Here is a 13977-nt window from a genome sequence, read left to right as displayed (position 1 = left end):
GTAGCGGCCCGGGCCGGCGGCCGCTTTGATGCCAACCTTCAATCGGGCCGGGCGCGTCATGCACCCGGCCCGATTTTTGTCGTGGGCAATAGCCGGCGTGCAAAGCGGCTGGAAACCCCCTGCCCGTCAGAGCCAGCCGCGCCGCGCCAGCGCATAGTACAAAAGCGGCACCACCAGAATGGTCAGCAGCGTGGACATGGCCAGCCCGAAGACCAGCGAGATCGCCAGGCCGTTGAAGATCGGGTCGCTGAGGATGAAGTAGGCGCCGACCATCGCCGAGACGGCGGTCAGCGCAATGGGCTTGATGCGCACCGCGCCGGCCAGCACCACCGCCTCGTCCAGCGCTACGCCTTCGTCGCGCAGCTGCTTGATAAACACCACCAGCAAAATCGAGTTGCGCACGATGATGCCGGCAAGTGCGATCATGCCGATCATGCTGGTGGCGGTGAATTCCCGGCCGAGCAGGGCGTGGCCCGGCAGGATGCCGATCAGGGTCAGCGGGATCGGCGCCATGATCACCAGCGGCAGCACATAGGAGCGGAACTGGGCCACCAGCAGTGCAAAAATCATGAGCACGCCGACGCTGTAGGCCGCGCCCATGTCGCGGAAGGTTTCAAAAGTGATCTGCCATTCGCCGTCCCACTTCAGCGCGCCGAGCTCGGCCAGGGGCGGCTGGCGCACAAAGTACTGCTCGGGGCTGTTCGGTTCAGCGTTCAGCTCACTTACCAGAGCGAACATGCCGTACAGCGGCGAATCCACTTGGCCTGCCATGTCGGCGGTGACGTAGGTCACCGGCAGCAGGTCCTTGTGATAGCGCGCCCCCTGCCACGGCGCGTCACGGAAGTTGGCGATGCTCGCCAGCGGGATCGACTCGCCGCTGCGGCTTTTCACCGTCAGTGACAGCAGCGCTGCCTGCTGGGCCTTGTCGCCTTCGCTGAGAATAACGCGAATCGGCACCGGGTACTTGGCATGCTCGTCGTGCAGGTAGCCGGCGTTGCGATCCCCCAGAGCGGTCTGAAGCACTTCCACCACCTGGGCCTGGGAGACGCCGAGGCGTGCGGCCCGGGCGCGATCCACCACCAGATCCCACTGGCGGGTAGGCGCTGTCAGGGTGGTGTCGATATCCACCAGCCCCTCCACGCCTGCCATGCGCCCGGCCAGCTCTTGGGCGAGCGCGGCGCGGCGCTGATGGTTCACGCCGTACACTTCGGCCACCAGCGGAGAGAGCACCGGCGGGCCGGGCGGCACCTCGACGACCTTCACCGCCGCATCGAAGCGCTCGCCGATGGCCTGCAGCGCCGGGCGGATGGCCGTGGCGATCTCATGGGACTGGCGCTCGCGCCGGGACTCATCGGCCAGATTGATCTGGATATCGCCCTGGTAGGGGTCGGCTCGCAGGTAGTACTGACGCACCAGGCCGTTGAAGTTCATCGGCGAGGCGGTGCCGGCGTAGGCCTGCCAGTGGGTGACCTCGTCGACCGTTTCCAGATACTCGCCCATGGTCAGCAGCACCCGCTGGGTTTGCTCCATGGGCGTGTCTTCCGGCATATCCACGACGATCTGCAGCTCGGACTTGTTGTCAAAGGGCAGCATTTTGAGGATGACCGCTTGAAATACCGGCAGCGAAGCGGCCGTCAGGGTCAGGCCGATCACGCCCAGGGCGAGCAGCCGCCGGCGCCAGCGGTGGGCGCCGAGAAACGGCGTGAGCAGCCGAGCGAACCAGCGCCGGGTTGTGGGGTTGACGCCTTCGGCGGAGTTGGCGGCCTGCGCTTCGGCCTGGGCGGCCACGCCCTGCTGATGGGCGAGCAGGCGCAGGGCCAGCCAGGGCGACACCACAAAGGCCACGATCTGGGAGATCACCATGCCGGCGGAGGCGTTGATGGGAATCGGGCTCATGTAAGGCCCCATCAAACCGGTGACGAAGGCCATGGGCAGCAGCGCCGCCATCACGGTGAGGCTTGCCATGATGGTGGGCGTGCCCACCTCGTCCACCGCCACCGGGATGATGGCCTTGACCGGATGGCGGCTGGTACGGATGCGTCGGTTGATGTTCTCGGTGATGACGATGCCGTCGTCCACCAGAATCCCGATGGAAAAGATCAGCGCGAACAGCGACACCCGGTTGAGCGTGAACCCCCAGGCCCAGGAAAACACCAGGGTCAAAAGCAGCGTAACCAGCACCGCCACGCCGACGATGAGCGCCTGGCGCCAGCCCATGGCAGCAAGGACCAGCAGCACCACGCCCAGCGTCGCGGAGATCAGATCCGAGATCAGTTTGCGGGCTTTCGCCGAGGCGGTCTCGCCGTAGTCCCGGCTGACCACCACCTCGATGCCGTCCGGCAGGGCTCGGTTGCGCAGGCCTTCCAGCCGCTTTTCGACGGCGGTGGTGATATCGCTGGCGTTTTCCCCGGGCTTTTTGGCGACGGCAAGGGTCACGGCGGGGTAGAGCTCGCCGGCGGTGCCGGGTCGGGCGTCGTCGGCCGCCGGGCCGAAGCCCATCATCACGCTGCGATCCGGGACGCTGTCGCCGCGGCTGACGGTGGCGACATCGTCGAGAAACACCGCCGCGCCCTGGTGCATGCCCACCACCAGCCGGCGCACGGTCTCGACATCGCCAAGCAGCGTGCCTGTCTTGAGCGGAATCGATACACCGCCGCGGGTAATGCGATTTTCCTGACCGCTGGCGTTAGCAGCGCGCAGCGCGCTTTCAACGTCCGCGACGCTCAGGCCGTAGCCGCTCAGCAGCGCCGGATCAAAGCGCACCTCCACCCGGTCCGGCGTTTTTCCCACGGTGTAGATATCGCGAGTGCCGGGCACGCGCTTGAGCGCCACCTCCAGCGTGTGGGCAAGCCGGGTCAGTTCCGCCCCGGTGCGTTGGCCGCTGGGGTCAAACAGGGTGAGCGTCATGATGGGCACGTCATCGATGCCCTGGGGTTTGACCAGCGGCTGGCTGGCGCCGAGATCCGCCGGCAGCCAGTCCTGGTTGGAGTAGACCTGGTTGTACAGCCGCACCAGCGCTTCCTGGCGGCTAAGGCCCACCTCAAACTCCACGGTGATCACCGCCTCGCCCTGGCGGGAGACCGAGTAGACGTGCTTGATGCCCTCGATCTCGCTCATCACCTGTTCGGCGGGAACGGCGATCAGGCTTTCCACCTCGGCGACGCTGGCCCCGGGCAGGCCGACGAAGATATCAGCCAGGGTGACATCGATCTGCGGCTCTTCTTCCTTGGGCGTGATCACCACGGCGAGAATACCCAGCAATATCGCCATCAGCGCCAGCAGCGGGGTCAGCGGGGAGCCCTGAAAGGCGCGCGCCATGGCCCCGGAAGGGCCGACCGGGGGCAGAGAGGCACTCATGGGCGGCCTGCCTCAGCGTCGACCGCCAGCCGCTGGCTGCCCAACAGGGCATCCGGGCTTGTCGCTACCTGCTCGCCTTCGTCGAGCCCGGCCAGCACCTCGACGCGGCCGTCGCGCTCGATGCCGGTGCGGATCTGGCGCAGGCGGGGACGGTTCTGGTCATCCAGCACGAAGACCGCCGTCAGCTCGCTGTGGTGAAAGACCGCGCCGGCCGGCACCCACAGCGCTTCGCGTTCGGCCACGGGCACGTCCACCTTGACCAGCATGCCCGGATAGAGCCCCTCGCCGGGTGCCGGCAGCGCCAGGCGCAGACGAAAGGTGTGGGTCTGCTCACTCGCATAGGGATAGAAGGTCATCTCGCCGGTCTGCAGGACACGGCCGTCTGCCAGGGTCACCCGGGCCTGGCGCTGTGAGCGGGTGCGTTCGGCGTAGCGCTGCGGCAGCTCAACCGCCACCCGCAGCCGCTCCAGCGAGAGCCCGCTGAGCAGCGGCTGGCCGGGCGTGACCGATTCCCCCGTTTCGACGTGGCGCTCGGTGAGAATGCCGCTATAGGGTGCTTTGACGCGGGTGTATTCCAGCTGCTCCCGGGCTTCGGCAAGGGCGGCTTCGGCGCGCTGCACCCGGGCCCGGGCGCCGGCCAGCGCGTTGCGCGCCCGGTCAAAGTCCTGCTGCGAGGCGAGATTTCGCTCGCGCAGCGACTGCATGCGTGCAAAGCGCTGGCGGGCATCCTGCCGGCTGGCCCGGGCGTCTTCCAGGCCGGCCCGGGCCTGGTCGCGCCGGGCGCGCTGCTCGCTGTCTTCCAGCTGTACGATCAGCTCGCCGGCGGCCACCCGGTCGTCCACGTCGAAGGGCAGGCGCATCACCGTGCCCGCGGTCTGGGCGGAGACCGTGCTTTGCTGTACGGCCTCGATCATCCCGTCGAGCCGCAGCGACGCCTGCAGGGCATCCCGCTCGACCGGGGCGGTGGCAAGCTGCGCCTGGGCGTTGACGCTAAGCAAGGCGGCGATGATGCCGCTCACAAAAAGGCGGAAGATCCCGGTCATAGCGGTGTTTCCCTCTCCGCGGGTTGAGGCGGGGCTTCGTTAGGTGCTCGGCTATGCGCATCCTTTGCGGGCGGCTGCTCCCGGGCATCTTCATAGCCGGTGATCATGGGCTTGATCAGGCTGAAGACCGTCTTGCCCATGGTCGCCATATAAACGTGGCCGATCACAAAAACCAGCATCGTGAAAGCGGCGGCGGTGTGTACCAGGGCCACGTGCCCCAGGCGCATACTGTCTTGCAGCCCGGCGGGCCACTGGTTGTAGAACAGATACAAAAGCCCCGAGATCCAGATAGCCGGCGAGATCACCAGCTTGAAACTCAGGTAGGCCAAACGCTGCAGCGGGTTGTGCTTGGCCTGGGTGGTCTGGCGGAAGGGGTGCTCGGCGCCGGTGAAGGTGCCAATCAGATAGTAGTGGATCACCGCCCCCAGTTTGTCGGTGGTGGGGATGTACTGGCGCCATTCGCCGGTGGTGAAATGCCAGAAGGTGGCCAGCATCCACAGGCCGATCAGGGCGTAGGCCGCCAGATCGTGCAGCCAGACGGCGGTGCCAAAGCCCAGCGCCCGGTAGCTGCCGTGGATTTCAAAGCCGGTGAACAGCAAAAGAAAGATCAGTGCTGCCTGGCTCCAGTGCCAGAAGCGTTCGAAGCGTTTGTAGATCATTTCGCGTTTCATCAGCGATTCCTCCGCCGCCGGGCCAGCATGCGCCCGCCGGCATGGCCCAAACTGCCGATCAGCACCAGCAGGGCGGCACTCCACCCCGCTCTATCCAGCCAGACGCTGCGGTCCCGGGCGGGAAGATAGAAATCCGTCAGCGCCGCCAGCCGCCCCTCGCGGGCGTGGCATTCGCTGCACGCCAGGGTGTCTTCGCCCGGCGCGACCATGTGGGTGATCGGCCAGTGCATGCGCGTTTCCACAAAGGCGAATTCGCCGCTGTAGGGCTGGTCGGCGTATTCGGTGCCGGCCTTGAGCGCCTTGGCCCAGTCAAAGTTTGTCCACAGCGCGGTGTCGTCGTCGGCGCTGTAGACGTGATTGACCAGCAGGTGCTGATTGACCGGGTCGTAGGGCTGTTTGCCCTGCATGATTTTAAACGGCCAGATGCGTGAGGCCGGATCGGCATGGCTACCCTTGATGCTGTTGATCTCGATGGGCTGGCGGCTGTCGTCCAGCCGGTCGCTGCGCAGGGTGTAGCGCACTTCGCCGTCGAACCAGCGATACTCGGGCACCACGTTCTCGCCGTGGCGGAAGCTGCCTTTGGTGCTCAGGTAGTCCAGATGACCGTCGTCGTCGCGAATCGTCAGCGGCTCGCCGTCCTCGCCGAGGCGCCCGGCGGTGGACCAGTCCCACCAGGTCTTGGTGGCCACCCCGCCGCGGGCGAACTCAGGAATGTGGCAGCTCTGGCAGGCAACCTGGTCGACGTGATCGTTCAGCCGGGTCGCGCGATGCGGGGACACGCCGTGGCAGGATGCGCAGGACGCCCGGGTGAAGTCGGTGTGGCCGGGCACGTCGATGCCCTGGGTATCCCGTGCCTTGGCCAGATAGCGGCTGCCGCTGACGCTGTGCGCCGAGGTGGTGTGGCAGTCGGCGCACGCAAGATCGGCGCCGTCTGCAGACATGTGCACGTCCAGCGACCGAGGGGCATCAAGCAGCGATGAATCCAGGTCGCCGTGTTTTACGCCGTCGCCGCCGCCGCCGTAGAAGTGGCAGCTGCCGCAGTTCTGCTTGCCGGTCGGGCCGATGCGCTGGGCAACCCGGGCCAGATCGGGCGGCGGTCTGGCGTCTGCATCGCTTGCATCGGGAAGCTCGTAGGCGGGATGCCCGGCGCCGGTGGGGGATTTCCAGTAGTCGCCGGTGGTGTCGTGGCAGACCAGACAGTCGACGCGATTGTCAGGCGCGGGGGGAGGCGTGCGCATGTCGTCCCAGCCGTAGCCGGTGTGGCAGCTGGTGCAGAACGGCTCGTTGGAAGCCACCGAGCCGCAGAAGCTGTTGACGACGTGGCGCTTGCCCAGCAGCTGCCGGGTCTCCGGGTGCAGGTATTCCCAGGTCCAGTGGGTGGTGGCCTGAAGCTGATCGGCCGCCTCGGTGTGGCAGCCAAGGCATGCCTCGGTTACCTCGGGGCCTGAACTGAACGGGCCTTGCAGCTCTTCGAAGCGTGCGTGATCGGCCGTTGAGGGCGCCTGGCGCTCCAGCGCCGCCGCCGGGTTTGCTGCCAGGATGAGCACGGCAACAAAAAGCCGCCACGCCATTCGCCTTGTGTATGCCTGCGCCATGCCTCTCCCCCCTGACCCCGTTTTCTGTACGCCGTGCGGTTTTGTCTCAGCCCGGCGCTTTGCTGTGTCGTTGCTGGGCCTTCTTTAATTTCAATAAAAATATTATATTTAAAAGTAAATTAAAAAGCTATAGTGTCACAGCCCTTCCACGACCGTACCGGGATGGGCGATCTTTCTTGTCGAGCGACGTATTCTTATCGCAAGACACATTCCAAGGAGAAACCGATGACTGCATCTCGCTTTACACGTTTTTTTGCCCCGCTGACGGCGCTTGCGCTCGGGCTGGGCGTTAGCGCCGGTGCCCTGGCAAGCGATGAAGGTGGCGCTGAGCCAGCTGCCGCACAGAAGGCCATGGTGATCGTGACCAGCGATTCGCTGCAGACCCAGGGCATGGCGATGGTGCTGTCGCGCACCATGCAGCAGCAGGGGGTAGCGCTGAATATTCTGCTGTGTGATCAGGCGGGTGATCTGGCGGCTTCGGACTATCACAGCGAATCCGCTTTGGCACCCAAGGACATAAAGCCCGAAGGGCTTTTGCAAACGATCATGGACGACGGTGCGGACGTCGCGGTCTGCGCGCTCTATCTGCCCAACAGCGAATATCAAAAGAGCGATCTGCGCGAGGGGGTAAGCGTGGCTCAGCCGCCGGCCATGGCCGAAATGATGCGGGCTCCCAACACGCGGGTTTTCCATTTTTAATCGTTGTGCAAAAGGCCGCTGCGGTGGCGGCCTTTTGCCGTAGGCGTACTCGTCGTAGAGGAGGAGGCCTCAATGAGCCTGCTTTCCCGTGTGACCGGCAATCTGACCCTGGCCATTCCGGCGGCAATGCTGCTGGGGCTGGCCTATGGCCTGGCGGCGCCGGCGGACTGGCTGCAAGCGCTGATCGTGCCGCTGACGCTGCTGATGGTGTACCCGATGATGGTCAACCTCAAACTGCGCAAGCTGGCCGAGGGCGGAGATGTCAAAGCCCAGCTGCTGGCTCAGGCCATCAACTTTGCGGTCGTTCCTTTCGTTGCTTTCGCTCTGGGGCGGTTTTGGTTCCCTGACCAGCCCTATCTCGCACTTGGCCTGCTGCTGGCCGCGCTGCTGCCGACCAGCGGCATGACCATTGCCTGGACCGGATTTGCCAAGGGCAATCTGGCCGCCGCGGTCAAGATGACGGTGGTGGGCCTGATTCTTGGCTCTCTGGCGACGCCGTTTTACGTGCAGTGGCTGATGGGGGCGACGGTGCCGGTGGATCTGCTGGCGGTCTTTTTGCAAATCGTGCTGGTGGTGTTTTTGCCCATGCTGGCAGGCCAGCTGACCCAGGCGTATCTGATCCGCCGCTACGGCCAGCAGGGCTACCAGCAGCGCTGGGCGCCGCGGTTTCCGCCGCTTTCAACCCTTGGGGTGCTGGGCATTGTGTTTGTGGCCATGGCCCTGAAGGGAGGAGCGCTTGTGGCGCAGCCGGCCATGCTGCTCGATATCCTCGTGCCGCTGCTGGCGCTTTATAGCTTCAACTACGTCTTCAGCACCTTCGTTGCCAGACGTCTGCTGCCGCGAGGGGATGCGATTGCGCTGGTCTACGGCACGGTCATGCGCAACCTGTCCATTGCCCTGGCGCTGGCCATGAACGCTTTCGGCGAGGCCAGCGCGGATGCGGCACTGCTTATCGCCGTGGCCTACATTCTCCAGGTGCAGTCTGCCGCCTGGTATGTAACGCTTAGCGAACGCTTTTTTGGGCCCGAGCCGGCTTGAGCGCTTAGCTGCGCGCCCGCCGCGACGCCCGGTGTAAGGGGGAAAGATGAGCGCACTGTTCAGGCGCTGGGGGCGCGGCCTGGTGATTGCATCAGGCCTGGCGGCGGGTATTTTGCTGATCGCGGTGTCCATCATTCATCGCCAAACTCCCACGCGCGGTGAAGATACCTTTCAGGTGCCTACGGTGCGCGTCGTTGACGCCGCGCCGCTGCCCTTTGTCGTCGAGGCCCGGGGCTACGGCACCGCACAGCCCGCCCGCACCTGGAACGCCACGGCCAACGTGCCGGGACGCGTCGTTGCGCGCCACGCGGGCCTGGAAAGCGGCACGCTGCTGGCAAAGGGCACCCTGCTGCTGGAGATCGACCCCAGCCGCTATCGGCTGGCCGAAGCCGAGGCCCGGGCCCAGCTGGCCAGCCTGGCCGCGGAGCAGGCGCAGCTGAAGCGGGAAGTGGAGAATACCCGGCGCCTGGTCGCTTTGGAGCGTGAGCGCCTGACGCTGGCCGAGCAGGAGCTGGCGCGCATCCAGCGCTTGGCCAACGGCGGCTCGGTCTCCCGCTCGCGGCTGGGCGATGAGCGCCGCGCGACCCTGGCCCAGCGTCAGACCGTGCAGTCGCTGGAAAACGAGCTGGCGCTCATCCCCGCGCGCCGCCAGCGCCTGAAAGCGGAAGTCGAGCGGATGACCACGCGCCTGGATCAGGCCCGCCGGGATCTCGAGGATACGCGCTTTGAAGCGCCCTATGACCTGCGCCTGGGCGAGGTCGAAGCCGAGCGGCATCAGTACATCAACGCCGGGCAGCGGCTGTTTAGCGCCGAGGGCATCGAGGCCGCCGAAGTGGTGGCTCAGGTGCCGATGGACATGCTGCGCCGCCTGCTCGGCACCCAGACCGTGCGCGATGCCGAAGACGCGGGCCTGGACATCGCCCAGCGGCTGGATTTCTCCGCCATTGATGCCGAGGTGACGCTGGTGGCCGGGAAGGGCGCGCGCTGGCCGGCCCGGGTTGTGCGCATCGCCAACGGCCTGGACCCGGCCACCCGCACCGCCCGGGTCGTGGTGCAAGTCGATGATCCCTACCGGCAGGTGGCGCCGCTGACCCGGCCCGCGCTGGTGCGCGACATGTACGTCCAGGTGCGCCTGACCGCCAAAGCGCCAACGCCGCAGATAGCGGTGCCGGCAACGGCGGTGCATCAGGGCGAGGTCTACGTGGTGGATAGCGATCAGCGCCTTGTGCGCCGGCCGGTGCAGGTCGCCTTTGAACAGCACGATCTGGCGGTGGTGGCACAAGGGCTTGAGGAAGGCGACAGCGTGATCGTGGACGACCTGATGCCGGCCATCAGCGGCATGGCGATCGAGCCGCAGCGCGACGAGGAGCTGGCACGGCGCCTTCGCCGCCGGGCGCTGGGAGAGCGGCGATGATTCGCTGGTTTGCAGGCCATCCTACCGCGGCCAATCTGGTATTGATTCTGCTGCTGGCGGCGGGGCTGTTTGCCGTGCCCGACCTCAAGCGCGAGACCTTTCCCGACTACCGGCCCGGCGAGGTGGGCATCGAGGTGAAGTATCGCGGCGCCACCGCCGCGGACGTCGAGGATCAGATCTGCCGTCGCCTTCATGATGCGCTGACCGGCGTGGACTTTCTTGACGAGTTCGTCTGCGTGGCGCAGAACAACCTGGCCAGCGCTACGGCCACCATGGAAGACGACGGCGATATCGGCCGTTTTCTGGACGATATCTCCACCGAAGTGGAAGCCATCACCGACTTCCCCGAACGCGCCGACCCGCCGGTCGTGCGCGAGCTGCACCGCAGCGATCTGGTCGCGGCGGTAGCGGTGGGCGGCGACATGCCGCTGTCCGATCTGGAAGACTACGCCAAGACGCTGGAAGGCCGGCTGCTGCGCCTGCCCGGCGTGGCCAGGGTTGCGATTCAGGGGCTTTCCCAGCGCCAGTGGCACATCGAAATCCCCCAGCAGGTGCTGGGGCAGTACGGGCTTTCGGCAAGCGCGCTGGCGGCGACCCTTTCCCGCCAGAATATCGACATGCCGCTGGGCATTCTGGAAACCTCCCGGCAGGACATTCAGCTGCGCTTTACCGACCAGCGCCACACGCTGCGCGAGCTGCAGGACGTGGTGGTGGTCTCCGGCGCCGAAGGCGGCGAGCTGACCCTGGGCCAGATTGCGACCCTGCGGGAAACGCCTGAGCGCGAGGAAGAGAAAGTCTGGTTCAACGGCCAGCGCGCTCTGGTGCTGGAGGTGCACAAGACCCTGCGCGATGACGCCCTGGACGTGATGAAGGGCCTGCAGACGGTGGTTAAAAGCGAGCGCCAGCGCCTGGACGGTGATGTCTCGCTCACCCTGACCCAGGACATGACCAGCATCGTGCGCGACCGTTTGCAGATGCTGGTCGAAAACGGCGTCATGGGGTTTGCCCTGGTGGTGCTGGTGATGAGCCTGTTTTTCCGGCCGCGGCTGGCGCTATGGGCGGTGCTGGGCCTGCCGGTGGCCTTTCTGGGCGCCTTTGCGGTCATGGGGCTGGCCGGGCTGACGCTCAACATGATCACCCTGGTGGGGCTGCTGATGGCGATCGGTATCGTCATGGACGATGCCATTGTGATCACCGACAGCATCGCCACCCGGGCGCAAAAGGCCGCAACGCCGCTGGAAGCGGTCGTCGCAGGCACACAGGGCGTACTTCCCGGGGTGGTATCGTCGTTTCTGACCACGGCGGCGGTCTTTGTGCCGCTCGCCTTTCTGGCCGGCGAGATGGGCGAGGTGCTCAAGGTGCTGCCGGTCGTTTTGGTGGCCGCCCTGGCGGCGAGCCTGATCGAGGCCTTTTTTATTTTGCCCCATCATTTGAAGGGCAGTGTGCATCGCCTGCAGGCCGAGCCGTCGCGGCGGCGCGCCGCTTTTGAGCGCGGTTTCGAGCGCTTTCGCGAGGGCGTCGGGCGCCTGGTGGACAGGGCGATTCGCTTTCGCTACGCCCTGCTGGGCGGCGTGCTGGTCCTGCTGCTGGGCTCCGGCGGCTATCTTGCCGGCGGCCATATCGGCAGCGAGGCGATGCCGGAAATCGACGGCGACGTGCTCGAAGCGCGCATCCTGATGCCCCAGGGCACGCCGCTATCACGCACCGAGGCGGTGGCCTCCCGGGTTGAGAGCGCCCTGCACAGGCTTGATGCGCGCCTGGCCTCCGAGCAGCCGGAGGGAGAAAAGCTGGTGCGCGCCGTTCAGGTACGCTTTAACCACAATCCCAGCGCTCGCGAGGCCGGCGCCCACGTAGCGACGCTGATTGTCGATCTGCTTGGCGCCGAGCGGCGCCGCGTCAGCCTGAATGAGCTGACCGCGGCCTGGCAGAAGGAGATCGGCGATATTCCCGGCCTGCTCAGCCTGATCATCCAGGAGCCGGGATTCGGGCCGGCGGGCATTCCCATCGAGGTGCGCCTGCAGGGGGAAAGCCTGGCCGGACTGAAGACGGCTTCTGTGGCGCTTTCCGAGCATCTTGCCGGCTATACGGGCGTGTATAACGTCATCGACGATCTGCGCCCGGGCAAGCCCGAGCGCCGCCTGTCCCTGGCCGAAGGCGCCCACGGGCTGGGGCTGACCGCCGAGGAGATCGCCACGCAGCTGCGCGCCGCCGTGCTCGGGCAAATCAGCGACACCCTGCGCATCGGCCAGCGGGACGTGGACATTCTGGTGCGCCATGCCGAGCAGGATCGACAGAGCCTGGATGACCTGCAGGATCTGACCGTGCAGCTCCCGGACGGTGGCCGGGTGCCCCTTGACGTCGTCGCCAGCATTGAAAAGGCTCGAGACTGGGCGCGGATTACCCGCGTCGATGGCCAGCGTACCGTTACCGTGACCGCCGACGTGGATGCGACATCGGCCAACGCCCAGGCGATCGTTGATGATCTTCGCCGGCGCTGGCTGCCCGATTTCCAGAGGCGTCACCCCCGGGTGGCCGTCGCTTTCGAGGGTCAGGTCGCCCGCTCGGCGGAGACCGGCGATTCGATCCGGCGCGCGCTGCTGATCGGGCTGCTCGGCATCTTCGTCATCCTTTCCTTTCAGTTTCGAAGCTATGTCGAACCGCTGATCGTTATGCTGGCGATCCCGCTGGCGTTTGTCGGCGCGCTCTGGGGCCATGTGCTCATGGGCTTTTATCTGTCGATGCCCTCGCTGATCGGCGCGGCGTCTTTGGCCGGCATTGTGGTCAACAACGCCATTCTGCTGATTCACTTCATCAAGCGCTACCGCGCAACAGGGCAGTCGGCCATCGCCGCGGCGGGCCAGGCAAGCCGCGACCGCCTGCGCGCCATTCTGATTTCGACAAGCACCACCGTCGCCGGGCTTTTGCCACTTTTGGCCGAGACCAGCGCCCAGGCGGCGGCGGTGCAGCCGCTGGTGATTGCGGTGGTGTTTGGCCTGCTGACTTCCACCGTGCTGGTGCTGGCGGTGATCCCGGCGCTGTACGTGATCTTCGACGATCTGGGCTGGGCGCAGGCGCCCACGCGCGGCGGCCGGGAAGTGTCAGGCAAGCCCGGTCAGCGTTAGCATGCCGGCCAGATACAGCGGAATGACCAGCGGTGCGAGCAGGGTGGTCACCAGCACGGCCAGCGCCCCTTTCTGCGGCTGGATGCCAAGCTCCATGGCGACCACCACGACGTTGGCGGCCATGGGTACCACGCCCAGCAGCAAAATCGCCATGGCAAGCGCCGGCGACAGCGCAAAGAAGGTTTGCAGCACCAGTACCGTGGCGAGCGTGGCCAGCGGCCAGACGCCGTAGCGCAGCACGGTGCAGGCAAGTATCAGGCGGGTGTCCCAGGCGGCCAGCGTCACGTGGCTTAGCGTCATGCCGATGATCATCATGCCCAACAGCGTATAGGTGGCGGGGAAGACATCCAGCGAGGTCATCAGCGCCTCGGGCAGGGCCAGATCAAACTGGGCCAGCAGCAGCGCGGCGAGAAAAGCGTAAATCAGCGGCAGCCGGGCCATCTTTGTCAGGCTCTGGCGGATGGAAAACTGGCCTCGTGCGCTCAGATAAAAGCCCACGGTAAACTCATACAGGGTGATGCCCAGAATGCAGAACAGATACTGGGTAACCCCCGCCGGGGGCAGCACGATCAGCGCCACCGGCAGCCCAAAGTAGCCGGTGTTGCCGGTGCCCGAGGAAAACGCCAGCAGCGCGCCTTCCTGGGCGCCGAAGCGGTGGCGAGTCAGTGCGCGCACGGTAAGCGCAATGGCGCTGGATAAACAGAACAAAATCAGCGTGAGCAGCACGTAGCTCGGCGTGGGGCCGCCGTTCATCAGCGCGCGGAAAAACGTAAACGGCGCGACCAGATAAATCAGCAGGGTGGCAATGGGGCGCGGATCCACCGCCAGCCGGCGGGCGGCAATAAAGCCCAGGCCGACAAAGCTCAGCAGCATGGTAAGCGGGCCGGCAAGCGCGCCCGGGGCGATATGGTCCATCGGCTTATCCTGGTAGGGGCGCCAACATGAGCGCCATTGAAGTGCCAGCGCCGGATCTTTCATTGGCCGCCGCGGGGGTAAAAAGACACAATGGCGCAACATATCCGATGTGGGTGCGCCTGT

The 13977-nt window shown here is 65.9% G+C and carries 9 protein-coding genes; 4 read left to right on the top strand and 5 right to left on the bottom strand.

Annotated elements, in window-relative coordinates:
- Positions 1–126: 126 nt before the first annotated feature.
- Genes ACZ415_RS03830 through ACZ415_RS03815 form a run of 4 tightly spaced genes read right to left on the bottom strand, consistent with a single transcriptional unit; the run spans position 127 to position 6666 of the window.
- Positions 127–3357: an efflux RND transporter permease subunit gene (locus tag ACZ415_RS03830; protein ID WP_344703488.1), complete on the bottom strand. Its 3231-nt coding sequence runs from the start codon at positions 3355–3357 to the stop codon at positions 127–129.
- Positions 3354–4400, bottom strand: a complete 1047-nt coding sequence (locus ACZ415_RS03825; RefSeq protein ID WP_344703490.1) for an efflux RND transporter periplasmic adaptor subunit — start codon at positions 4398–4400, stop codon at positions 3354–3356. The genes ACZ415_RS03830 and ACZ415_RS03825 overlap by 4 nt, the downstream gene beginning before the upstream one ends.
- Positions 4397–5071, bottom strand: coding sequence for a cytochrome b/b6 domain-containing protein (locus ACZ415_RS03820; RefSeq protein ID WP_344703492.1), 675 nt, complete (start codon positions 5069–5071; stop codon positions 4397–4399). Before ACZ415_RS03820 ends, ACZ415_RS03825 begins: the two co-directional genes overlap by 4 nt.
- Complete coding sequence (locus ACZ415_RS03815) at positions 5071–6666, bottom strand: tetrathionate reductase family octaheme c-type cytochrome (protein ID WP_344703493.1); 1596 nt, start codon at positions 6664–6666, stop codon at positions 5071–5073. Before ACZ415_RS03815 ends, ACZ415_RS03820 begins: the two co-directional genes overlap by 1 nt.
- 225 nt (positions 6667–6891) lie before the next feature.
- Here ACZ415_RS03815 and ACZ415_RS03810 point away from each other — a divergent pair, with 225 nt between their 5' ends.
- The 4 genes from ACZ415_RS03810 to ACZ415_RS03795 all read left to right on the top strand — a co-directional run bounded on the left by ACZ415_RS03810 (position 6892) and on the right by ACZ415_RS03795 (position 12939).
- A complete protein-coding gene (locus tag ACZ415_RS03810) occupies positions 6892–7365 on the top strand; it encodes a DsrE family protein (RefSeq protein ID WP_344703495.1) in 474 nt (157 codons plus the stop codon).
- A 72-nt stretch (positions 7366–7437) separates the two neighbouring features.
- Positions 7438–8403 (top strand): arsenic resistance protein, encoded by a 966-nt coding sequence (locus tag ACZ415_RS03805; RefSeq protein ID WP_344703497.1) that lies wholly within the window; start codon positions 7438–7440, stop codon positions 8401–8403.
- A 46-nt stretch (positions 8404–8449) separates the two neighbouring features.
- Positions 8450–9817, top strand: coding sequence for an efflux RND transporter periplasmic adaptor subunit (locus ACZ415_RS03800; RefSeq protein ID WP_344703499.1), 1368 nt, complete (start codon positions 8450–8452; stop codon positions 9815–9817).
- Positions 9814–12939, top strand: a complete 3126-nt coding sequence (locus ACZ415_RS03795) for an efflux RND transporter permease subunit (protein WP_344703501.1) — start codon at positions 9814–9816, stop codon at positions 12937–12939. The genes ACZ415_RS03800 and ACZ415_RS03795 overlap by 4 nt, the downstream gene beginning before the upstream one ends.
- On the opposite strand, the gene ACZ415_RS03790 is transcribed toward ACZ415_RS03795, so the two are convergent.
- Positions 12916–13854: an AEC family transporter gene (locus tag ACZ415_RS03790; RefSeq protein ID WP_344703503.1), complete on the bottom strand. Its 939-nt coding sequence runs from the start codon at positions 13852–13854 to the stop codon at positions 12916–12918. The two genes, ACZ415_RS03795 and ACZ415_RS03790, sit on opposite strands and share 24 nt — an antisense overlap.
- Between the last annotated feature and the right edge of the window lie 123 nt (positions 13855–13977).

It is taken from the genome of Halomonas cibimaris, from assembly GCF_055379665.1.
This window is presented reverse-complemented; position numbering and strand designations above follow the sequence as displayed.

Coding starts and splice junctions, on each gene's coding strand:
- ACZ415_RS03830 (WP_344703488.1), bottom strand. CDS start 3,357: ATGAGTGCCTCTCTGCCCCCGGTCGGCCCTTCCGGGGCCATGGCGCGC.
- ACZ415_RS03825 (WP_344703490.1), bottom strand. CDS start 4,400: ATGACCGGGATCTTCCGCCTTTTTGTGAGCGGCATCATCGCCGCCTTG.
- ACZ415_RS03820 (WP_344703492.1), bottom strand. CDS start 5,071: ATGAAACGCGAAATGATCTACAAACGCTTCGAACGCTTCTGGCACTGG.
- ACZ415_RS03815 (WP_344703493.1), bottom strand. CDS start 6,666: ATGGCGCAGGCATACACAAGGCGAATGGCGTGGCGGCTTTTTGTTGCC.
- ACZ415_RS03810 (WP_344703495.1), top strand. CDS start 6,892: ATGACTGCATCTCGCTTTACACGTTTTTTTGCCCCGCTGACGGCGCTT.
- ACZ415_RS03805 (WP_344703497.1), top strand. CDS start 7,438: ATGAGCCTGCTTTCCCGTGTGACCGGCAATCTGACCCTGGCCATTCCG.
- ACZ415_RS03800 (WP_344703499.1), top strand. CDS start 8,450: ATGAGCGCACTGTTCAGGCGCTGGGGGCGCGGCCTGGTGATTGCATCA.
- ACZ415_RS03795 (WP_344703501.1), top strand. CDS start 9,814: ATGATTCGCTGGTTTGCAGGCCATCCTACCGCGGCCAATCTGGTATTG.
- ACZ415_RS03790 (WP_344703503.1), bottom strand. CDS start 13,854: ATGGACCATATCGCCCCGGGCGCGCTTGCCGGCCCGCTTACCATGCTG.